The sequence below is a fragment of the Nocardia amamiensis genome (assembly GCF_015477605.1).
GTDB lineage: Bacteria > Actinomycetota > Actinomycetes > Mycobacteriales > Mycobacteriaceae > Nocardia > Nocardia amamiensis_A.
The window spans coordinates 142,952-168,069 of the sequence record NZ_JADLQX010000005.1 but is presented as its reverse complement, the minus strand read 5'-3'; the positions used below and the strand labels follow the sequence as shown (position 1 = coordinate 168,069).

5 protein-coding genes are annotated in these 25,118 nt (G+C 69.6%); all 5 read left to right on the top strand.

What is annotated here, in order from left to right; all coding sequences use genetic code 11:
- Positions 1–22 precede the first annotated feature (22 nt).
- The 5 genes from IU459_RS08865 to IU459_RS08845 all read left to right on the top strand — a co-directional run bounded on the left by IU459_RS08865 (position 23) and on the right by IU459_RS08845 (position 24,970).
- Entirely contained in the window at positions 23–331 is a 309-nt protein-coding gene (locus tag IU459_RS08865) for a hypothetical protein (protein WP_228837619.1), read from the top strand.
- 113 nt (positions 332–444) lie between these two features.
- Positions 445–771 (top strand): hypothetical protein, encoded by a 327-nt coding sequence (locus tag IU459_RS08860; RefSeq protein ID WP_195128992.1) that lies wholly within the window; start codon positions 445–447, stop codon positions 769–771.
- A gap of 14 nt (positions 772–785) precedes the next feature.
- Positions 786–1,310 carry a YbaB/EbfC family nucleoid-associated protein gene (locus IU459_RS08855; protein ID WP_228837618.1) on the top strand — a complete coding sequence of 175 codons (525 nt, stop codon included), beginning with the start codon at positions 786–788 and terminating at the stop codon, positions 1,308–1,310.
- Between the two features lie 15 nt (positions 1,311–1,325).
- The gene (locus IU459_RS08850; protein WP_195128991.1) at positions 1,326–24,281 is read left to right on the top strand and encodes a sigma-70 family RNA polymerase sigma factor; all 22,956 of its coding nucleotides are present in this window, start codon (positions 1,326–1,328) and stop codon (positions 24,279–24,281) included.
- Positions 24,278–24,970 (top strand): hypothetical protein, encoded by a 693-nt coding sequence (locus IU459_RS08845; protein WP_195128990.1) that lies wholly within the window; start codon positions 24,278–24,280, stop codon positions 24,968–24,970. Before IU459_RS08850 ends, IU459_RS08845 begins: the two co-directional genes overlap by 4 nt.
- Positions 24,971–25,118 lie beyond the last annotated feature (148 nt).

The window sequence follows — 25,118 nt, the reverse complement described above, 5'->3', positions numbered from 1 at the left end:
CCGTCGCAGGAACCCTACGCACATGGGAGAACTGATGGTACGAGGACGATATCTCTCCGAAGACGAGCTGCGGCGCAACTTCGAGCGTGAACTAGGTTCGGTCACCACCGGCGGTGGGCTGCATTCGGAAACGGGGCTGGACATCGAAACCGAAACGGCCCTGATCGATATCGCCCGAGCGTATCCCGAGGTCACCGAGGGTTTGGTGTCGGCGGCGCGGGCCGCTTTCGCCGGACAGCTCGACGGCTCGAATGCCGCCGCGCGCCGTGCTGAGCTGGAACGGGCTATCGAAGAGCACAATCGGAAGAAGGGCCAGAACCCCAGCGGATGAACACATCCGGAGCGTCCGCGGATGATCCCAGGTCGCCGGGATTTTATGTGCTGGACAGTTGACGTTCATGCGATGATCGAAGGTGGGTGTTCGATCAGTCGAAGGACAGCAACATGGCAGCAGGCGAAATCGAGAACTACACCGAGAAGCTGCGAACTGCCGGTCTGGACACTTCCGAGGCCGATGAAGCATTGCTCGGCATCGTGACCGATGCGCAGGACGCCGCCGACCGGGCGAGCATCGCCGCGGGCCCGGACAAGTTCGGCAGCAAGTTTCGCGACGGCCCAGAGGGCTTCGACAACGTGATGGACAGCATCAACGATGCCACGAAGAACATCGCGACCTCTTTCCGCCGGATGTCCCGAGGTCAGTACCAAGCCGCGGACGCGTTCGACAACGGCGAGCAGGCCGGTACCGAGAACTTCGATCGCCTCGTCTGACCCGAAGGGCCGGAATGAGCGACGCAAGACGCGACGAGCGGGATATGGATTCGATCCTGGAGGCATTCCAGGAGCAGATGCGGATCATCGCGGAGGCGCAGCAGAAGCGCACGAAACTCACCGGGACGGCGACGTCGCGGGATAAAACCGTGACGGTGACCGTGAATGCCAACGGTGTCGTCATCGAGACCAAATTCACTGCGGGCATCGAGGCTTTGAGCTACGCGCAGATCGCCAAGACGGTGACGAAGGTCGCGCAGGACGCCGCGGCCGATGTGGCCCGCAAGAACCAGGAACTGGCCGCGCCCATCACGGATCGGCGCGCCCGGCTGCCGAAGCTTTCCGACTTGGTCGACGGCATGCCCGACTTCGCCGGTGAAATCCCGGTCGAACCACCGGTGTCGCTCGCGCCGCCGGGTTCGCCCGAGCGTGCGGAGGACGACGATGACGCCACCGCACTGCGATTCACCGATGTCGAGGAGTTCGACCACGGTGAGCGGGAGGCCGAGCCGGGGAGAGTCACCGACCCCAGCTGGTAGCACGAGGACGCCGCCATGCCCTTCTCGATAACCATTCCGCCTTGGCTGGAATGGCTGGAATGGGTGGCGGGGGCGGACTGGCCCAAAGGTCTGGAGGGCGATCAGAAGGCGGCCGGAGAAGATTTGCAGCGGCTGGCCCGTGAGCTGCGCACACGAGCCAGGCAGAAGGCCGAGACGGCGACCAACTCCACGATACTGGCCTATCCGGCCGGCGCGGGTCGCGATGAGATGGAGAAGTCGCTCAAGGAGCAACTGAAGGCCATCGACAAGCTGGCCGACAAATACGACGCGGCGGGGCAACGCGCCATCGACTCCGCCGCTGAAATGCGCGCGACGAAGCTCAACGACATTTTCTCGCTGGCGTGGTTGGCGGCGGAACTGGCGTACGCGCTGTTCCTCGGCCCGGGAGCGCCTTTCGCGCAAGCGGGCGCTATCGCGGCGACGCAGGCCGCGTGCCGGTGGCTCGGTGGCTTTCTGCTGCGCAGGATCGAAGCGATCCTGGCCAGGACGGCGCTGTCGCAAGCCAGCAGGGAGATCCTCGCCAAGGTCATCTACGAGATCGTGCAGGAGGCGATTACCGAAGTATTCCAGGGCACGTCACAAGAGCTGGCGGTGCAAGGCCTGAATATCCAGGCCGGGTACCAGCACGGTGGACTCAACTGGGACGCGGTCGGCCAGAACGCGTGGATATCCGCCGTTGCCGGTGGCGCGGGCGGTGCGGCCGGCCACGGCCTGCACAATGTCGTGAGTCACCTGCCCGGCGGCGCCAGCGGGCTGGCAGGTCTGGGCAAGGGTGCGATCACCGGTGCGGGCGCGGGCTCGGCCGGTGCGGGCGCGGCCTACCTGGCGACCGGATTATCCGGTGGCGGCTGGGAATTCGACCCCCGCATGTTCACCGGCGGTGCGCTGTCGGGTGTCGGGCCGAGCATGGTCTACGGCTACCGGGGTGGGTCGAACTACTCCGGCGGGCCGATGGGTAACGGGCCGGGGCTGACACCGAATGTCGGCACCATGCCGGACGGCACGAGCCAGGCTCCGGCGTCGAGCAACGGAACCGGCGCGGGAACTGGCTCCGGTGCCGGAACCGGGGCAGGGACCGGTACCGGCACCAATGGCGCGGGAACGGCGACAACTTCCGCGGGCACGAATGGCAGCGGCACTGGCGGAAGTACCTCGAGTAGTTCGAATGGCGCTGGCACCGCCGCAGATACGTCCGGCAGTACAAACGGTGCCGGTGCCGCGGGCGACCCAGCAGGAACCGCGCAGAGTGCGAATCACGCTGGTTACGCCGGCAATGCGTCGAGCGACACACAGCGTGCGGATGACGCCGGTATCAACGCCGATACCTCTGGCGGGCAGAGTACGAATGGTGCTGGAGTCGCCGGGGAAACGGCGGGCGGCACGCAGACTGGCGGCGACACCTCGACCGGTTCCCAGCAAGACGGAGGCACGGATACGGCCGCCGCGAGCACGAACGGCGACAGCCATGGTACGGAAGGTCCCGGTGCTCAGCAGGCAGGGTCCGCCGATTCCGGTGCCGACGCCCGCGGCCCGTCGGACGCGGTGGCAAGCCAACCCGCCTCCGATCCAGGCCGAGCCGCACCCGATGCGGGCCAGCGCACACCTGATGCGGGTCAAAACGCAATCGACGCAAGCCAAGCCCCCGGCACCAGCCGGGACGGAAGCGTCGGTGAGAGTGCTGACACATCCCAGCCCGGCGGAGCTACTCCTTCCACCACCGCGCAACCAGCTACCGCACCGCAAGGCGCGGCCACCGACTCGGCCGCGGCAGGTGCCACACCCGGTACCTCGGCTGGATCGGTGGCGGCACCAGGCGCCGGGACCGTGCCGGGAACGGCAGCGACGCCGACCGGCGCGGCGCCGAACTCGCCCTCGACCGCTCCGAACATTTCGGCGAGTTCTTCCTCGACTACCGCTGGCCCCTCCACGGCTTCGTCGTCGACCACGCCGAGCACTTCGGCGAGTTCTTCCTCGACTACCGCTGGCCCCTCCACGGCTTCGTCGTCGACCACGCCCAGCACTTCCACGAGTTCGTCCTCGACCGGTGCCCCCGCGGGTGCGGCGCGAACCGTCGGCCCGGCGACCGGTCCGGATCAGGGCCGACCCCTGCTCTCGCAAAGCGATTCTCCCGTCGACCCACGCGCAGGTCGTGCTGGGGATCGAGACGGCACCGCGCCGCGCGCCGGCGGTACCGCGGCGCAGGACGGTACGCAGGCACGCGCCGGTGCCGCAGACCGGACAGCTGCCGGGCCGCTCGGTAGGGAAGGAGCCGTCCAAGCCCAAACGGCCGATTCCGAAGCCGCGCAAGCGAGGCCGGACGCCGACGGGGACGCCGACCAGGGTGTCCCGGACCAGACCGTGGGGCCCGAGGATGTCGCGCTGGTCGCCGGGCCGATCGCGGCATCGTCCAGCCCCTCACCGGATCGCCGTACCGCCGACTCCAGCCGCGGCCGTCCCGATCCCGCCGCCGATCGCCGGACCGACGCGGACTCGGATACGTCCGGAGACGGGGAGACCTCCGGCCGGACTCCCGCCGACGCCGATAGCGATGTCGATACCGCCGCCGACAGCGCCGCCGACACCGGCAGGGATGCCGACACCGGCAGGGATACCGACACCTACCGCGCTCCCGACACCGAGCGGAATCGCCTAGACCGGGTTCGACTCCTGCCCGAAGACACCAGCCCGCCGACCCGGGCCGAGATCGACGATGCGAACGACGCGCTGCGCCGCTTGGGCGACGACGCGCGCGCCGAAGATCTGCTGCACGGCGAGAACACCGATACCGACGCCGCGCGGGACCGGGCCCGCAGGAACGCCGAGTGGTGGAACTCGCTGCGCGACAGCGCCACGCCGGACGGCGAGCTGAGCCCGATGCAGCGGGCGATGGTCCGGACACATCCGGACGTGATCGGCAACGCGCCCGGTATCGACGCGATGGCGGCGAACGAAGCGAACCGGTTGCAGATCGCGCGTGAGATCAAAGATCTCCAGTCGCGCTACGGCCTGAGCCGCGCCGAACGCGCACAGTTGCGCAATCTGCGGGCAACCGTCCGAGCCCTGGCCAGAGCGCATTTCCGGGCTGCCTCGCTCCCTTCCGCCCCGCCGGTGCACCTCGTGGCCTACGACTCGACGGCGTTCAGCGGGAAGGGCCGCGCCGCAATAGCTTTCGGAAATATCGACACCGCGGATCACGTGTCGTGGCATGTGCCCGGTATCCGGTACACGGTTTCGGACCTGCAGTCCGGTGTGCATATCGCCGCCGGACAGTACCGGTCCTCGGCGAGCCGGGTGCGTGCGGGCGAGTCGATCGCCTCGGTCGCGTGGATCGGCTACGACGTGCCGAGCGGTCGCGCGCAAGGCGTCTTCACCCGCAGGGCGCGTTCCGGCGCCGAACTCCTGGTGCGCGACATCGCCGCCGCCGACGCGGCGCGGGAGGCCAGGGGTGGACCCGAGGCCGTGCCGACGAACAAGGTGTTCGCGCACGGCTACGGCATCGATGTCGCCGAAGTCGCGGGCAGGCGCGGCAGGCTGGAGCGACTGGCCGGTGACGTCGTGCTGTCCGGGATGGCCGAGCCGTACATCAGGGAGGGTCACTTCGGTGACGTCCGTGTGCACGTACCCGACGGGGTGCGCGGCCTGTTCGGCACCATCGATCCGCCTGTGCCGGCAAGTGATTCGGCACCACCTACCGGAGTGCCGACTCGGGCGTCGCACGACGCCGGACGAATCGGGGCAGACCTGGTCGGCTCCGTCGACCACCGGCCCCCCGACACCGCGCCCGACCCGGACCAGCCGCCCGCCCAGTCGGTGAACAACTGCGGCGAACTCGCGCTCTGGCGAGCCGCCGTGCAGACCGGCAACGGCTCGATCTCGCTGGTCGAACCGGGATCGGTCGGCCCGGAGGGCATGTCCTGGCACGACTTGGAGGTCGCGTCCGGCGGTGAGATCACCAGGGTCGTCGGCAGCAAGAAGCGTCCCGCGCACCAGATGATCGCCGATGGCCTGCGGTATCTGGGCGGCGACGCGGCGGTGCTGGTCGTAGACGAGCACAAGGGCAAGGCCGACGAGCACGGGGTCGGCGCGCACGCCTACGTCATGTACCACGACAAGGCCACCGGAAAGATCATGGTGGACGACCCCTTGCGCGGCGGGGTCTTCGAATTCGATCCGGATACCGCACCGGACGCCAAGTCCACCTGGGGCGTCTTCTTCGGCGCCGAAGGCGAGCACCTGCGCCCCCTCGCCGACGGAGGCGCGGGCAGCCGAGCCCGCGGCATCGCGGTGGGCGACACCGAACCGGACGACGAAGAAGAGCCGGTGGAGCCGGCCGACGACCTGCTCGCCGACGCGGTGGCACGGCGCGATGAACTGGCGGAGCGAATCCGGCAGCTGGCCGAGAGCATGCGGGCCGCTGTCGACCCTGAGGGCCTGACACCGCAGCAGCTCGACGAGACGGTGCGTGACCTCTCCGATCGGGACCTGGCCGACGAGGACGTCGCCCGGCTGTCCGAAATCGCCGATCTGGCCCCTGACTACCTGCACGCGGATGCCGAAGTCCGGGACCTGGAGGCAGGGCGCCCGGTCGCGACACCGGATTCCCACACCGACGCTGTCCCCGCCGGGACGGATCCGTCGGCTGGGACGAACCACACCGCCGCCGACCCGGACCGTTTCGACACCAGGCGTACCGGGGATTCGTCGTCCACTACCGATAGCGATGCGCGACAAGCGGACGAGCCAGCGCAACGCGGTGACCGCGTGCCGCCGGAGGAGCTGACCGAGCCGTCCGGAGACCGAGTACTGCCGGAAGACCTGTCCGAGCCGAGCGAGGCCGACCTGGCCGCCGCGGACGCCGCGTTGCGGCGGCTCGGACCGGACGCATCGGCGGCGGACTTGCTGCACAGCGACTACCCCGCCGACATCGTGGCTGAACGGGCAAGAGATCTCGGGCGACGTAACGCGGAGTGGTGGAATTCACTGCGCGACAGCGATATACCGGCTGGCCAGCTGAGCCCGATGCAGCGGGCGATGGTGCGGGCGCACCCGGCCGTGATCGGCAACGCGCCCGGCATCGATGCCGCCGCGGTGGACCGGGCCAACCGGCTGCGGATGGCCAGGGAGCTGGCCGAGTTGCGGTCGCGCGACAGGTTGACGCGCGCCGAGCGCAGGCAGCTGCGCGTCCTGCAAGCGACCGAGAAGGCGCTCGCGGGCGCGCAGCGGCGAGCCGCGGCCGTGGACCCCGATCTACCGGTGCGTGTGATCGCCTTCGATTCCACGGCTTTCGGCGGAAAAGGGCGGGCCCTTGTCGCTTTCGGTGACGTCGATACCGCACAGCATCTGGCGTGGCACGTCATCGGCATGGGACACACCGTCGAGAAACTGCACGCGAGCCTGGATTTCGCGCTCAACGAATACCGGGTCACCGCGGGCAGGCTCGGCGCGGGCGAGCGCAACGCCTCGATCGCGTGGGTCGGCTACGACGTGCCCGCGGGCGGAAAGATCACCGCGCTGCTGCAGGCGGCGACCCTGCGCCGCGCCAAGGCGGGTGCGGAACTGCTGCTGCGCGATATCGCCGCGACCGACGCGGCGCAGCAGCATGTTCGCGGGTCGGACGGGAAACCGGTCAACCGCGTTTTCGCGCACAGTTACGGCACCGCCCTCACCCAACAGGCCGGAATGGGTGGCAGGCTAGTGGGTCTGGCGGGCGATATCGTGCTCTCGGGCGGACCCGGCGGCCCCATGACGAATGCCGCGCAGTTCGGCAGTGACATCGACGTCTATGTCGCCGCCGCGTCCAACGACATCTTCACACGGCTCGGCGCGACGGTGCCCGGCCGAGCGGGTCGCATCCTGCCGATGCTCGGTGTCGGGCTCGGCACCGATCCGGCGAGCGCGGGATTCGGCGCGATCAGGATCGCCGCCGAACTACCGGACAGCAGGCGGTTCTCCGGTGTCTGGCAACGGCATTCGGGCTACTACAAGTTCGCCGACACCCGCACCGGCACGCCGACGGAGGCGCTGGACAACTTCGGACTGATCGGTTCCGGCCGCGGTCGCGAGGTGCCCACCGCCGCGCACCGTCCCGAGGTCGCCGAACCGGGCTGGGTGCAGCGCCAATTGGGCGCTCGGTTCGAGGATCCGGAGCGCGGCCGTGTGCCACGCGCCGGCGACGGCTCCACGCCGCACCGGGTTCCGGACACCGTCCCGGATCGGCGAACCGACCCGCCGGATACCGCGAATCGAGTCGAGCAGCAGCACAACGAGTGCGCGCCGCGTGCCCTGCGCTGGATCCAGCGTCTGACCGGCAGCGCCGTGGTACGGCTCCCAGCGGGCGATATCGGCCCGCCAGGGATGACCGCGGAGCAGTTGGAATCGCACGCCGGTGGCCGGTTGCGCGCGTATGGGGCCGACCCGCGGCTGTCGGATCCGCACGATCTGATGGCGGCGAGGCTGCGGCTGCTCGGTGACGGCGCGTCGGTGCTGGTCGTCGACCAGTACCACGGTCCCGCCGACGAACACGGCGTCGGTGCGCACGCCTACGTGCTGAGCAACGACAACGGAACGATCATGGTTCACGACGACAGCGTCGGTGAGCCGCACCCGTACCCGCCGCGCACATCCACCCGCGACCTCGCCGGAACCTGGGGAATCTTCTACGACTCGGACGGCAACGCGCTCGACCCGGCCGAGGGCGTGGACCGAGCGCCGCGGGATGGCTCACTACCTTGGCATCGCATCGGCGCACAACCGGCCGAGCCCGGCTACTTGGTCGCCCCGCGCAACCCGGAGACGGGCTTGCCGGACGACGTGCAGGTCACGCGCGCCGACCACGATCTCGTGCGGGCGGCCGAGGACGCCCTGCGTGATCGGCTCGGCCCCACAGCGAACGCCAATTCCCTCCTGCGCCCCGCGGATCTGGAGAGCTCCGCGCGCACCCGGGCCGAAGAGAACGCCCAGTGGTGGCACGCGTTGAGTTTCGACCAGCGGCGCGCCATGGTCGCGATTCACCCAGAGATCATCGGCAACGCCGACGGCATCCCCGCCCAGGTGAAGGACGAGGCGAACCGGCTGTCGATCCGGCGCGACCTGGACGCGTTCATCGAGCGACTGGGCGCCCACTATCGGCGCCACCCCAGCCAGCTGGAACGGGTGCTCGCCGGGCCCGAACTCGACGCCGCCGAGCGCGGACAGCTGCGCAACCTCCTCGCCACCCAGCGGGCTCTGCTGCGCGCGGATCGGCTGGCCGGCGCCATGCACGTGGACGTGCCGACGCCGCGGGTGCACGTCCTGTCCTACAGCGCGACGGATTTCGGCGGCAGCGGGCGAGCCGTGGTCGCGTTCGGCGACGTCGACACGGCGTCCTCGGTGTCCTGGCACGTGTTCGGCGTGAATTCCAGCATCCGGACCATGGTGGAGCAGCTGAAGTCGGCCAGGAACGCCTACGAGATGACCGTGCGCACCGACTCGACGGTCACCGCGGCGTCCATCGCCTGGATCGGCTACGACGCACCGGACAGTCTGGCGCAGGCCACGACCACCGCCCGCGCGGAGGACGGCGGCGCACGGCTGGCCCAGGACGTGGTTTCCTTCCAGGCCACTCGTGCATACCTGGCCGCGCGCCAAGGCGGCGAGCCGGTGCCGACGAATCACCTGTTCGGCCACCGTTACGGCGCCACCACGGTCAGCGAGGCAGCGGCGGGCGCTCGGCTCGCCCGCGAGATCGGCACCGTGACGATGCTGGCCTCGCCGGGTGCGGGCCGGGTGGAGAGCGCGGCGGAGTACGGCGCGAACGTCGAGGTCTACGTGGCGAGTTCGTCCCGGGACTGGGTCGCCGGAATGGGCGCCAACACGCCCGGCGGCCAGGGCAGGCTGTTGAACATCGGCTTGGGAGTGAATCCGGCCATCGACGTCTTCGGCGCCACCCGCATGGCGGCCGAGATCCCCATCGAGGGATCCACGGGCACCAAGAAATCGATGTTGTCCCGGATATCCCTGAAGCTGATGGGATATCAAGACCCCCGGTTCGCCGCGGGCGCCCGGGTGCACAGTCAGTACTACTGGTTCGCCGACGAACACACCCGCGCGCCGACCGAGGCACTGGCCAATATCGGGCGAATCGCCGCGGGGCACGGCGATACCGTGCGGGAGGTGGAACACCGCGCCGCGGTGGAAGACCCGAGTGTGTGGCAGCGCAGGATCGCGTCCCGCTCGGCGGATCCCGAGGCCGGGCGGATGGTCCGCTTCCGCGATGGGTCCCTTCCGCGGCCCGAACCCGCCGACGTCGCCGCGGCCCCGGATACCGGCGCGCTGGTGCGGGAAGCGCTGGCGCTGCGCGGCGACGGTGTGGTCCCCGCGGACCTGATGCACCGCGGGTACGCCGACGACTACACGCGGGCGCGCGATCTGGCGACCGAGAACGCGCTCTGGTGGGATTCGCTGCGCGACAGCGGCACTCCGCACGGCGAGCTGAGCCCGATGCAGCGTGCGATGGTGCAGTCGCACCCATTCGAGGTGGGCAATGCCGACGGCATCCCGGCTCACGTCAAGGATCAGGCCAACCGGTTGCAGCTGCGACGCGACCTCGACGCACTGCTGGCTCGCAGGCCGCGGGGCGGCTCGCTCGCGCGTATCTTCCGCGGAAGCGACATCACCCCGCTGGAACGCCAGCAGCTGAAGAACATCATCGCCACTCAGGAGGCGCTGAACCGGTCCGGCGGTGTGCGACCCGGAATGCCGACGCCCCCAGTGCATTTGCTCGCCTATGACGGTCTCGCCTACGGCGGTGAGGGCCGGGCCGTCGTCGCGATCGGCAATGTCGACACCGCCGAGCACGTGGCCTGGCAGGTGCCCGGCATCACCACGACGGTGGAGAAACTGACCAAGCGCCTGCAGATGGCGCGCGACCCGTACGAGTCCATGGTGCTGGCCGACCCGACCGTTGAGGTCGCGTCCATCGCCTGGATCGGCTACGACGCGCCGAGCGGCAAGAAGATCTGGCTGGAAACCAGGACTCCGGAGTTCGCGGAGATCGGTGGCCGCCTGCTCGCCCGCGACGTGATGGCCTACCAGGCTGCCCGAGCGGTCCGTGCCGCACGTCCGATCGACCAGGCGGCTGCCGATCCGGCGGCGACCGATCCCCGGCCGGTGGGCCCACCGCCGCCGAAGATCCACCTTTTCGGCCACAGCTATGGTTCCACCACGACGAGTTATGCGGCCGCGGGCGGGCGGCTGGCTCGCGACGTCAGCACGATCACGCTGGTCGGCTCGCCGGGCGCCGGACCCGTACAGCACGCTTCCGAATTCGGGATCGGCGACAACGTCTACGTCGCCAAGCTCTCCTTCGATCCGGTCACCGGGCTCGGTGCGCTCATGCCCGGCCGGCACGGCCGCTTCCTCAATATGGGCTTGGGCATCAACCCGTCGGTCGAAGCGTTCGGCGCGCGGCGCATTCCGTCGCAGTTCCCCGCGGTCGGCCCGTTCGGCCGCGCCTTCCCGGCGCACGGCGCGTACTTCGACTTCGTCGACGCCGACATCGGCGAGGCGCCGGAGTCGCTGGCGTACTTCGGCCTGATCGCGACCGGACACGGCGACGAAGTGCCGCAGGCGCCGCACCGCGTCGTACCCGAGGAGCCCGGTGCGTTGCACCGTGCCGGATGGGCGCCGAAAGATCCGGAGGGCAAGCGAACTCCGGTGCGGCAGGATCAGCTCGGGCGCAGGCCCGCTGACGGAACTCAGGAACACCGGACACCTCGAGCCCCGGAATCGGGACAACCCGCGCCGGAGCGCACGGACTCCAGCGACGTACGGGATCCCGGGTCGCCGCGTCGAGTGCCCGAGGGTGGGGCCAGACCGGAGATCCAGGGCCACCGCGGTGGTCGCGGACTGTGGTCGGAGAACACCCTCGCGGGCTTCGCGCACGCGATGGATCTCGGCGTCGACGTGATCGAACTCGATGTCGGGCTCACCAGAGACGGCGTGCCGGTCATCTCGCACGAGCAGAAGATCGACGGGCACACCGTGCGCGACACCGGCCCGGCCCGGCCCGGCGATCCGCAATTCCCCTACGTGGGTAAGCCGATTCGCGAGCTCACGGCCGAACAGATCCGCACGCTCGACACCGCGGTGGTGAACAAATCGTTCGCCGGAACCCAGCAGGCCGCGCCGCGCGGCAGCGGGGTGCCGACTTTGGCCGAAGCCGCGGCGCTGGCCTCCGGCCGCGGCGTGACGCTGGCGGTGGAGATCAAGACCGATCCGTCCTGGAGCGACGCGGAAGTCCGTGCCGTGGTCGCGGCGACGGTGGCGTGCCTGAGCGGCTACGACGTGCCGTATCGGGTGCTCGGCTTCGACTGGCGGGTGCTGACGCACGCCGCCGAGCTGGCGCCGGACGTCGACCGCGTCGCGCTGGTGAGTTCCCGCACCGCGACCGAAGCGTGGCTCGGCGTCGATCCCGGCGTCTCCGGGCCGGGCCGTGTCCGTGGCATGGCGGCGCAGGTCGCCGGCCCGCGCCGTTCGCCGGGCGGCGACATCCCCGCCGCCGCACGGCAAGCGGGCGCGACGATGCTCTCGCCCGAGCGCGCTATGGTGACCGACGAGTTCTTGCAGCAGGCCGCCGACGTGGGCATGCCATTGGTGCCCTACACGGTCAACAATCCGGACGAAATGCGCCGCCTGATCGAGGAAGGCGTCGCGGGCATCGTCACCGATCACCCCGACCTGCTGCGCGCGATCCTGGTCGAGCAGGGCTTCGAGGTTCCGGAATCGGTGCAGCCGAGAGGCGATCACGGCCCGGATGATCCGCCGCCCGCTCCCGGTCCCGACAACCGCGGACCGGATCGAGGCCCGAACGATCGCGGCCCGCGTGCCGGCGGACCCGATACCCGCGGGCCGGGCGACGCCGATACCGCACGGACGGACGGCACGGGCGAGCCGGACGCCGCACGCGGCGGACGTACGGACGACCAGGCCGATCAAGGCCGGTCGGGTGACGACCGACCCGCTGCCAGGGCGGAAGTCGCCGACAGCGGACCCACCGACCTCGAGTCCGGTAGCGCGCCGACCCCGCGTGGTGTCGAGGGCGGTGGACGCGGCCCGAATGACCCAGGGGACACCCAACCGGCGGCTTCCGACCCCGATGAGCCGGGCGGCGACAGTGACCGAGGCGGCACGGATACGCACCCGCCGCACCTCGGTCCCGCTCTTCCGGTCGATCCCGGATTCACCGAAGAGCAGCGGCGGATGGCCGACGCGGCGCTGCGGGACGGCGGCTTCGAGGGACCGGACGCGCTGCAGCGCAGCGGAACCCGTCGCATCGTCGACTCCGCGCGGCGGCGGGCGACCGAGAACGCCGACTGGTGGCATGCGTTGACCGACCCGGCCCGCCCCGGCGAGCTGAGCCCGGCACAGCAGGCTCTGCTGCGGGTCTACCCGCATCAGATCGGCAACGCCGACGGCTTGCCCGCGCAGGTGCGCAACGACGCGAACCGGCTCGCGATCACCCGCGACCTGGAAACGTTCCTCGCGCGGCGGCCCGAAGGACGCGGCATGTGGTGGTCGCGCACCGTGCTGAGCGCGGCCGAGCTGAAGCAGCTGGGCAACCTGGTCCGCACCCGCAACCACTTGGCGCAGCTGGAACAGCAGGCAGGTCAGCTGCCCGGCAATCCGCCCGTCCACGTTCTGTCCTACGACGCGACGGCTTTCGGCGGCGACGGCAAGGTGGTCGTCGCGCTCGGCGACGTGGACACCGCCCGAACGGTGAACTGGCATGTCCCCGGCACCAATACCACTCTGCGGTCGCTGCACTATCAGTTCACCCCGCTACGTCATCTGTACGAAGAGACCAAGCGGGTGGACCCCGATCTGGAATTGGCCTCGATCATCTGGATCGGATACGACGCGCCGACCGGTCCGATCAACACCGGGTACGTCAGGGCCGCCTTCCGCGGTCGTGCGAAGGCGGGCGGCGACCTCCTGCTGCACGAGATCGCGGCCTTCCACGCGACCAGGGCGCACGCCGGAACCGCCGACCCGCGGCAGCTGACGAACCGGATCTTCGCGCACAGCTATGGTTCCGTCACCGCCAGCTTCGCGGGCAAACACGGCAGGCTGGCCGGGCTGGTCGGCTCGATCGCGCTGTCGGGTTCCCCCGGCGCGGGGCCGGTGCGCAGTGCCGCGGCGTTCGGCATCGGTGCGCAGAACGTCTACGTCGCCGCCTCCTGGCGTGACCCGGTGACCATGTTCGGCGCCGACCGACCGGGCGCGTGGAGCCGTTATCTCGGCACCGGGCTCGGTCTCGGCATGGACCCGTCGTCGGAAGCGTTCGGCGCGAGACGAATTCGCGCCGAATTCCCGCGGTCGGAGAACTTCGGCAATGCCGAACAGGTGCACCAAGGCTATCTGCGACCCAGCGATCCGCGGACCGGGCGGCCCACCGAGTCGCTGGCCAACTTCGGCCGGATCGCCGCGGGTCGAGGCGACACCCTGCCCTCGGTGGATCATCGCCATCCGCCGCCGGACCCGGGGTGGGCGCGGCGCCGGGTCGGTACCGCGCCGATCGATGTCGAGCGCGGTCGTTACGACGACGGCAGCACCGATACCAGGGCGCCGGATGTGACTACTCCGCCCGGCGTCGCGCATGTGACCGAGGCCGGTCCGCGCGACTGTGCCGTTCGCTCGTTGCGGATCGTCCAGGACCGGACCGGCAGCACGGCGATCGACGTCGCCGCGGCAAGGGCCGTCGGCATGGACGGCATGCGCTGGCAGGATCTGGAAGCGTACGCGGGCGGCCGTCTGCGAGCCGAAAGCCACGCGACCATCGCGGCACGCTTGCGGCGCATGGGCGACGGCGCCACCACCCTGGTCGTCGACGAGTACCACGGCGTGGCCGAACGCAATAACGGCGTCGGCGCGCACGCGTACGTGATGACCAACGACAACGGCACCATCCTGGTGCGCGACCCCGCGACGAACGAGGTTCGCCGCTACCAGGATTGGACTCCGCCGCCTGGCGTAGCGGGAACCTGGGGAATTCACTACGACGCCGCAGGCGTTCCGCAACACCCGCATGACCTCGGCAGGGACGGCGGCGCCCGTCCCGCCAGTCTGATCGGCGAATCGCCGCACCCGCCGGGCGATCCCGATGCCCAGCTCGCCCGGGCGCGCGCACAGTGGACCGCGGTGGAAGAGGCCGTGCGCGCGAAAGGGGAACCGGTCCGCTACGAGCGCATTCCCACCGGCCCGGAGAGCAACGCCGTCTATATCGTCGAATTCGCCGACGGCGGCAAGTGGGTATACAAGCCGACATCCGGCCAGACGTTCGGTCAGATCCAGGTGCTGCCATCCGGTTCGGTCGTCCGTGAAGTCGCCCGGTACCGAAGGGATCTGCTGCTCGGGTACGGGCATGTGCCGCCGACCATCGCGTGGACCGGGCGTTATGGCGCCGGTTCACTGCAGGAACTGGTCCGGGTCCTGCCGAGTAGCCCGGTGTCGGCATATTCGCTGGCGGAGCGGCACGCGGTGGCGATCGGGGTCTACATCGATGCCGATCAAGATCACAACGACTATCTCACCGCGGCCGGTGACGCGCGCCGCCCGCGTGGATCTCTCGTGATCCACGATGGCGAGCACACCTCGCCGCTGGACACCAGTCGCATCGGTATCCGGTCGAGTTTCGTGGTCGACGCGCTGCACGAGTCGCTGCACCCGGATCCGCTCGCGGCGGCGAGGGAACTGCATCCGGACGCGTTACGCGCCGTGCTCACCGAGTTGGGCATCGAGCCCGAAGCCGTCGACGGCGAGATCCGGCGGCTCGCGGAAATCCAAACCGACGGCGTGATCAGCGGCAGTGAATGGCCGGGGCGGATCAGGGACGTGCCACGCATCGCTCCGCCGCCGGAGCCCGAGGTCGCGCCCACTCCCGAGCCGGAGAGCACCGCGCCCGGTGCCCGCGCGGACGCACCGAGCCTGTGGCGGCGCCTCCGCGGCCTGTTCTCCAGCGACAGCGGCCCCGCGCCGGATCCGGAGGTCGTCGACGGTACGACCCGGCAGCGCGCACCCGACGACACCCCGACCGACACCACGCGCTACCGCAACGACTGTGCACCACAATCGCTTTCACGGGTGGTCGACCTGACCGGCAGCACGGTCGTACGGGTGCCCGAGGCGGCGGTCGGCCCCGAGGGAATGACGGCCGATCAGCTGGAGGACGCGGCCGGTGGACGTCTGGAAAGCTTCGACTCCCGCGACGCGATCGCCGACCGGCTGCGCGGAATGGACGACGGCGCGACGATCCTGGTGGTCGAGGACTACCACGGACCTGCCGACCGGCACGGCGTCGGCGCACACGCCTACGTCATGACCAACCAGGGCGGCACCATCATGGTGCACGACTCCGCCCTCGGCTTCCCGCACCCATACCAGCCGGGGCAGCCCACCCCCGATGTCCGCGCCGTGTCGGGAATCGTCTACACGCCCGACGGGACGCCGACCCGCTCCATCGACGAATTCACCCCGGACTCGAACGCACGCCCGGATACCGGGATCGGCATGTCCTCGGACACCGATCCGCGACCGGTCCGCATCGAGGAGACCTTCGGCACGGATCCGGACCTATCCGCCGACGAGCGCAGGGCAGATGCCGAGACCGCGCGCAACTGGGTGGTCGAGAAGCTGCGCGAACTCGGCTGGCGCAATTCTGGGCAGCTCGACGACATGCGCGTCGTCGTGTCGGAACTCGTCGCGAATGCGCTGGACCACACCTCGGACCCGGTCCGGGTCGTCATCGAGGTGACCGGGAAGGCGGGCGCCCGATCGGTGCGCGTCGACGTGATCGACACCAGCGGTGTGCAGCCCGAACTGGAGGGCTTCGATCTGCGGCCCGACGACCTGATCGAGCAGTCGGACGACGACTTCGACCTCGACGCGCTGATCGCGGGCCTCGGCGAGCGCGGCCGCGGCCTGGCGATGGTCGCGGACATGACCCACGATGCGGGAACCACCGAGCTCGAGGTGGGCAAATCGACCTGGTTCGTGCTGCAGGAACTGCTGGTCCGGGTCGCGCCACAGGAGGGGCTGGCCGCGGCGTTCGCGCGGTACGGCGACACCGGCGGCGGTTGGACCGGCGCCGACAGCACCTACTCGCGGCGGTTGCCGGACGGCAGGCATCTGTGGATGTTCTCCGACACGTTCCTCGGCACGGTGCGTCCGGACGGGTCCAGGCCCTCGGATGGCCACTTCGTGAACAACACCTTCGTGGTGGACGACAACGGCGCGATGTCGACGATTCACGGTGGGACGCAGGAGGTTCCGCAGGCTCTGGTGCAGTCGGGGCCGGATGGTTTCTACTGGCTCGGCGGATCGTTCGTCACCGGATCCACGCTGAACGTCATGTTCGTCGGGTTCTCCCGCACCGGCGCCGGGATGTGGGATTTCGCCTTCCGCGACAACGTGCTCGCCCGGTTCGGCACTGACGATCTCCGCCTGCTCGACATTATCCCGATGCCCTCGGAAACGGGCGTGAATTGGACGGCGTGGCTCGAATTCGACGGCACCCACACTTACATCTACGGCATGGAGGACGACGGCACGTCCAAATACATGCACGTCGCCCGCGTGCGGGGCGATGATCTGCGCACGTCGTGGGAGTTCTTCGACGGCTCGGGTTGGTCGTCGAGCGAGACCGAATCCGCACGCGTCATGCCGGGTGTCGCCAACGAATACAGCGTCACCCGGTGGCGCGGCCACTACTTGTTGATCACGCAGGACACCAGGTCCCCGTTCGGTACCGACATCCTCGCCTATGTCGCGGACGCACCGACCGGACCGTTCACTTCGCCGACCGTGCTCTACCGGACCCCGGAGACCGGCGCGGAAGGCTCTTACGGCGACGCCGACGTGATCACCTACAACGCCCACGAGCATCCCGAACTCCGCCGCGGCGACGGCTTGGTCATCAGCTACAACGTCAACAGCCTCGACCCCGGCGGCGTGATCGAGGACGTGACCAAATACCGTCCGCGCTTCATCGAGGTCGAGTTGAATCCCGATTCCGGCGGGCCGGATTCCAGTGGCACCGCCCCGGCGGATCCGCCCACCGGACCGGGCGAGCCGGACAGCGGTCGGCGCGCCGAGCTCGGCGAGCCCGAACCCGGGCAGATCGGCGACGTCGAGCCGGCGAGGTCGCCTGCTTCGGAACGGGAGGCGTTGTCGTCCGATGCGGAGCTGAGTCCGCCCGCGACAACAGCACCGGTGAGCGACGCCGATGTCGAAGCGCTGATCGCCGATCGCTCGGCGGCGCTCGGGATAGACACCGACTCCGCGCTTCTGCTCGAGGCCAGTTTGCTGATCGAGGACAAATACCTGAGCATCGCGGTGATCGCCGACCAGCCGCGGCCGGAATTGGTCTTCGGTGAGCGGGCCTGGGCAGGTCACCTGGGCGCGCGACTGGTTGCCCGAGAACACGGCAGTCGAGCGCTGACAGTGGATTTCATGCTGGATCTGCACGACCGGCTGACCATGGCGGAAAAGCATGGAACTGGCGAGGTTCCCGCGCCGAGATCGAGAACGGGCGTTTTGTCCTCGGAACCGACCGAGGATCAAATGGCTGCGATCGAACAGAATCCGTTGCTTTCGTACGTTCCGCCACCGGCCGGGCCCGGTGAGCACGGCGTCATCGAGTACCACGATTTCGCCTCCCGTGCCGAACTCCGCCGCGAGCTGCAGGCGCTGTGCGATTGGTACAACGAGACGAAGCGCGATCCCGGCCACGATCCGTACGAGCTGGCCGCCGGCCTGCAGCGCTGGTTCGTCTCCATCCATCCATTCGAATACAACGGTCGTGCCTCCAGAATTCTCATGAATTGGTCGCTGGAGCAGGACGGGGAATGGCCCAGTGCGGTCGGAGAATTCGATGATGACATCCTCACCCGAGCAGCGGACTGGGTGGCCACGGTTCGCGCGGGAAGCCAGCGATATGGCGAATGGATGGCCAGGATTGCGCAGCACGGCCCGACGATCGAACCGGTGACTCTGTTCGGCCTGGATCGACAACGGGAACGCTACCGGCAGATGGGTGGCGAAACCGCTCCTTTCGTGGTGGGGCAGCGGCACGACGGTGCCAAGTATCGGCGAGTGCTGGCGGTGGTCAATTCCGAGGAGCCGCTGTTGCATATCGACGATCCGATGCCTTCGGCACCTGACTTCGTCACCGGTCCGCGGGAAGATCTTCGCGCGTGGGCGGCCAGTTTCGACGACCGGCAGGTACGGCATCTGATCAGCGAGCGGCACGTCGAGGCCGCAGCTCACCTTGCGGCGCTCCAGGGCGGTGAATGCCCTCCGGTCGAGGAGATCGTCGGCGCCGCGCGGGAACTGAGCGTGTTTCTGCGAGAAGCGCTACATCGGCTCATGCTCAGAGCAGCCCTGCCCGGCTCGGTTCCGGACAACGCCGCCGGACTGTTCGACATGGTGCGGGCGTTGCCCGATCGCTTCGCAGAAGTACCGGAACTGCGTGCCGCTGCCAGCACCTTGGTCGCTGCGGAAAGCGCACTCGCGCAGTTGCGTGCCGAGCCGTCCGAGCCGACCACTGGGCCCCGTTCCCGTATCGGTGTCTCGCAGCGCGAAGACCCGGCGGATTCTGGCGAGGCCCCGCCATCGCGAGATGGGCAGGTTCCGGCGCAGCGTGCACCGGCGGTGGAGCCCACCGAGTCCGCAGTCGTGCCGCCACAGCGGACCCAGGTCCGCGACACCGGACGCTTGCCGTCGGAGCGCGATGTCGATGCGGCCTTGGTCGCCGCGGTCAAGGCGGGAGACACCGAGGCGTTCGGCATGCTTTATGAGCGGCACGTGGGTGCCGCCCGCACCGCCGCGGCCGGGGTGGTTCGCGGCCGGGAGCACGTCGACGACGTGGTGGCCGAGAGTTTCGCGAATGTCTTCGCGCTGTTGAGCCGCGACGGCCGCACCATCGAGCATTTCCGCGCGTACTTGCTGACCACGGTGCGCCATGTGGCCGTGGCGTCTCGCAAGCAGGGGGACCGGCAAGTCGCGACCGACGACTTGGAGCGTCTCGCTCCCGAGGAGCCGTTCCGCGACACGGTGGTCGAGGAACTCGACAGTTCGCTGGCCGCGCGCGCGTTCCGGTCGTTGCCCGAGCGATGGCGAATGGTGTTGCAGCGGCTCGAGGTCGAGGGCATGAAGCCCCGCGAGCTGGCATCGGAACTCGGGTTGACCCCGAACGCCACGAGTGTCCTCGCCGCCCGCGCCCGGGAGGGCCTGCGTCAGGCGTATCTGCAGATGCACCTTTCCGGTCCGGTTCGGGAGGAGTGCCGCCCGGTGGCGGAGAAACTCGGCGCCTTCGTGCGTGCCGGTCTCGGCAAGCGTGAGACGGCAGCCGTGCGCGATCACCTGGCCGGCTGCGCCGACTGCGGCGCGGTCCACCGGGAACTCGCGGACATCGATGCCGTGATCCGGCGTAACCGAGGCGAAGTCCCCGACGCGCCGGGGCGAAAGCCGCCGGGCGACGGCACCGTGCCGGTACAGCGTGTCTCGGATCAGCCGGGTGGTGCGGTCCGATCCGATTCCGCCGGGCAGGACCGCGCGGATCGGAATCCGCCGACCACAGGTGGAAAGGATGCCACGAGGTCTGGCCGACCGGCCGAGGGGGACGCCTCGCCGTCGCCCGGTCCGTCGGTGGATGACGCTCGGGGCGCGCCGGCCTGGACCATGACTCCGGCGGAGCGCGCGCTACTCGGCCTCGGCGCGGTGATCCGTGCAGAAGTGCTGGAAACCGGCCACTTCCACCTGAACGAGGTGCTTGTCGTGCACTTCGAGAACGGCACGGCGGTGTATCGGCCCGCGGCGCGCGAGCCGATACCCGGTATGGAGCTGCCCGCGGCGGGGCCGGTGGCCAGCGAGGTCGCCACCTTCCGGTTCGACCATCTGCTCGGGTTCCATCAGGTTCCGCCGACCGTCCCCTACGACGGAAGCCGTGGACCCGGATCGCTGCAATACTTCGTCGCCGAGCTGACGGAACCGAGGGCACCGCAGGGATATTCCGTCACGCAGCGGTTCATGATGGCGATCCGGGACGCCATCACGGGCGAGTGCGACCGGCAGGGCAGCGACGGCACCGCGGGTGCGATCGCCATCGCGGCCGACAACGACTTCTCGTTCCCGGAGCACCCGGGTTCGTTCGTCGTCGCCGACCCGGACCTGGTCCTCACCGACAGCCCGGACGCGCGAACCGATCTGCCGTTCCTCGGCACGAGATTTCCTTACCTGCTGGAGATGATGAACCAGCCGATCCCGCCCGAAATCCTGGCCAAGGTCCGCGCGGTCACGCGCGCGCGGGCGGAGGCGGTGCTCGCGGAACTCGGCCACTCGCGCAGCGCGATCGATGGCGCGCTGCACCGCCTCGCGTCCATTCAGTCCCGGGGCATGATCACCGCGGAGGTCTGGGCGTACGCTGGTTCGCCACCGCACCGAGGCGGCGAAGGGATCGGCCAGGTCGATGACACAACGCTCGGTCCACCGGACGATATCGGCCCAGGACCGGCCCGCGGTCTGGCTTCCGCGCCCGACCCGATGAACCAGCCGGGGACCGAGGAATCCGGCCCACCGGACGACGATCGCGGATCACCCGACGCGGCAGCCGAATCGGCCCGCGGTGTGCTGGACCCGATCGACGACGACTTCGCCCGATGCGCCACCGTGGAAGCGGTCGGCGCGCTGCTGACCGCGAAACATGGTGTGTCCGCGGTGGGATTCGACGCCCGCTCGCTGCCCGACGGCCGGGTCATCGATGTGGAGGCAGCCCGCGAATTCGCCAGGGCGCTGGACGACAAGCTCACCAAGCATCCGTGGCTGGATATTCGTGAGGCGCGCATCGGGGCGACCGACGATCCGGGTAATTTCGCCGAGACCGAATACGGGGTCGAGAACGGCGGGCTCTATGCGAAATCGATCGTCCTCAACGAGCTGTACGCCGCAGATCCGGAGCGGTCCATGCGGGAATGGGCCGAAGATTTGGCCAGCGGACACCACGTCGGTCCGGAAAACCGGCCCTGGTACGGCAATATCGTGCACGAGATCGGTCACGCGGCGGACTATGCGGGCGGGTTGGCGGCCCGGCGCGAGGCGCCGTACGCACTGCTCGAGCGTTACCTGCTCCTGCAAAGCCAGGCAGGTGTCCAAGGCGAGGCGGACATCGATGGATACGAGCACTGGGTGCGCGAGCAGTTCAGCAGGTACTGCTTCGACGAGCGTGGCGATTTGAGGTTCGGCGAGGCGTTGGCGGAGGCGTACGCCGCTGTCGAATACGACGACTCGGATATCACCGAGGGCGAAGAGGTGCTGTACGACCTGCTGATGCGCCATGCCGCGGTCCCCTCCGGCACACCGGCCACCATGGCCGACCTCGCCCTGCCCGAGGCGGGCAGGGAAGCCGTCGGCTCTGGCGGCCCCTCCGAGGGTGACCACGCAGCGCCGCCGGAAGGCGACCGTCACCACGGGACGGTCGGCAACCTGGGTGAATTCCGCGGCGACGCACGTGCACCCGGCCGCGACCCCATGCGCCACTCCGTTCTGATGCGTCAAGTGGAAAGCGCCCTGCGGCTGATCACGCCGGAGGACGTGAGCTGGTTCCGGCCGCCGCCGGTGGGTCCGGCGGGATCCATGAGCCGCGTTCGCGTAGACGGGTATTTCAAGCTGCCGGACGGCAGGCCGGTGTACCTGCGCGTCGGCGAGGTCAGCGCCGCGGCGATCGCCGAATACCACACTCGCCCCGACGGTTCCGCCTTCGATCTGACCGTGTCCGACCGGGCGCGTTCGCGCGACGTCGCCCGTGCGGTGGCCGATCTTCTGGTGCAGATACGGTTGGCCACCGATCCTGCCTTCCGGCATCCCGGCGGACGTTTCGCCGAACTCGAAGTGGTCGTCGCGCAACTGGATCAATCGATCTTCGACCCGGCACGATCGAATCTCACACCGGACTACCGCCGGGATCTCACCGACCTGCTCGACCATCTCGGCATCACCGCCGATCCGGTCGGCGCGGCCGCCGAGTTGCTCGCCGAACACAATCCCGAGCTGGCACGGCGAATCGGACTGGAGTACGGCGGAGCCGTGGCACACCGCCCGGTCTTCGGGCTCCTGCTGACCGAACCGGCCTTCGCGGACGCGGCCCAGGCGCATCTGGAACGCCTCGCTGGACTGCTGCGTGGCGAGTACGCGACCGACGTGCTGATCAGCGAGGCGCTGGCGCTGAACGGCCGGATGCACGAGGAACAGGTCCGCCGCATCTTCGACCCGATCTATTTCGACCCCGCCGCCGATACCGCGCGCGCAACCGTGGGCAGGGACGCACTGATCGAGGCGCTCACGCCACTCAGGGCGGCGATAAATGATCCGCTGCCGCACGGTCCGCGGCGGTTGGCCGCGATCGAGGCGGCTATCGACGAGCTGCGCGCGTCACCGCTGATCACCGACGAGCTGCGCGGCGCGGTGAATTGGGCGCGCATGCGCCAGGCCGCGTCCGCGCTGGCGGCGATGCCGGACTGGATCGGAGGCGTGCTGGACCGGAGCACGGGACAGGTCGAGATCCGGGCGGCTCTACCGGCGCATCCGCGGGGCGCGGCGATGTCGCTGCTGGACTTCCTGCACACCGTCGACAGGGCGAATCGTGGTGCGGCGCAGCACGGTTTGAACGTCGAGTACGTAGTCGTGATCCACGACCAAGCCGACGGGCGGTCCTCGGTGGAGGTGCTCTCCCGCCCGCGGCCGACCTACCGGCTACCCGCCGAGCGCAACGATCCGGTGCTCTTCGCGCCGCGTCCGTCGGTGCCTGCGGCGCGCGCGGGCGGGCATACCGTCGACGTCGGCGTGGGACGCAGCGCGTTCGCGGTGGAGCTGACCCCCATCCAGGACACGATGGGCCGCGGCCTGATTCTGCAGACCGAGTTGCCGCAGGACTTCGCCGACGCCGGGCAGCGCCGCCGCAACCTCGGCGTCCTCGATCCGGGTCCGCTGCCGATGCCGGGTGCGCTCGTGCTGTTCGCCGACCTGCTCACGCACGGCGAGGTGCTGCGGGCGGGCGGCAACGGCGGTGTCGCCAGGTTCTACATCAACAACGTCAGCGCGCACTACACCGCCGCTCAGTACGACGCGCTGGCCGCGCGACTGCCGCGAACCTTGGCGCCGGGCGCGCGCGTGGAAGTGCAGTGGGACATGACCTCGGAGCGCGCCGAGGGCGGCAGGCCGGGCGATCGCGGACACATCCAGGGCGATCTGCTGATGGAAGCGATCGAGCGGGTGCTGCCGCCCGCGGTGGCGGGGGCGTTCCGGGTGGTGGAGCACACCGTCTTCGACCCGCCGGGCAACGAGGACTACCTGTACTCGATCGACGCGGGCGCGAGCAACGTCCTCAACGCCGGGACAATGGCGCTGTACACGCCGCCGAAACCCGACCACCGCATGGTGATCGCCTACGAGCCGGACGCGGGCGCGCCGGCGGCGGTCGTGGAACGTGCCACGCCCGCCGTCGACGTGGACGCGATCCTGGCCCACGACCGCAGACCGGAGGTACTGGCCCAGCCGACCGGAGATCCGGCGACCGCCCATCTGCCGACGCCGCGTCAGCACTACATCGCGGAGGTGGGACGCCTGCAGGCCGTGGAGGACGCGCTGCGCGAACGCGGCGCGTCCGACGAGGAGATCGCCAGGACCCTGCAGAACGCGCGCCGGGAGATCGGCGCCTTCTACAGCACCCAGGACTACGGTGAATTGGAGCATCTGAAGGAGCGGAGGCGGAACATCCGCGACTACAAGGACCCGCTCGGCCCGACCGTCGAATATCTGCGCGAGGTCGAGGGCCTCAGCTGGGCGCAGATCATCGCGGGCGCCAAGCGGCCGGGTGGCGCCGATCTCGGACTCGGCCGTGACGAATCGGGAGGCAGTGCGTGACCGCACCTCGGGCTCGGCTCGACCGCGCGGCGGAGCAGCTGCGCGACTACCTGCTGTGGTTGGCCGCGCGGCTGACACCCGGCGTGACCCCGCAGGTGTCGGTGCCGGACCACCCGGTCGCGGTGGACTGGCACGAGCCGGTGCGGTACCAGTACCGCGCCAGCGCGCGCGTGCACCCGCCCGGCGCGGCCTATGACCCGGCCGTGCTGCACCGAGCGGTGGCCGCGCTCACCGAGGCCGGGTGGTCGGTCGACGTCGAGCGCTCCGCGGACGAGCCGGGCGCGGTGCAATCGACGGTCGTCGGGAAACACGACGAGTTCGTGGTGCGCGTCCGCGTGCAGGAAGGGTATGGCGGAGTCATTTTCGCCGGTGAGACACCCATCATCGCGGTACCCGAGGATGATTCGTTCGTCCCGCCCGAACCGGTCGTCACCGCCGAGACCGTCGGCGCGGACGCGGTGCTGTGCTACGAGTGCGCGGGCCTGGGCTGGTGCCCGGCCTGTCAGGGCCGCGGCTGGACCGCGACCGGTCCTTCCGGCCGCCAGCGGTGCCGAGAATGTCTCGGCGCCAAGGTCTGCCCGGTCTGCCGCGGCGCGGGCGAACTCGTGATCGCCGAACTGACCTCCGCCGACCGAGCCCACTATCCGGATCTACCAGGCACTTTCGGCCAGGGTCGAGCCGATGGGTGAACCCGCGGCCTTCCGGATGGGTGGTGATGTCACTTGCTGGACATCCGTTGTTCGGATGAATCTTCGAAACTTCGTTCCGGAAGGAGACGTTGCGGCGCGAGCACGGGTGGGATGATCGGATCGATGGTGTCTGTGCCGAGGCGAATCC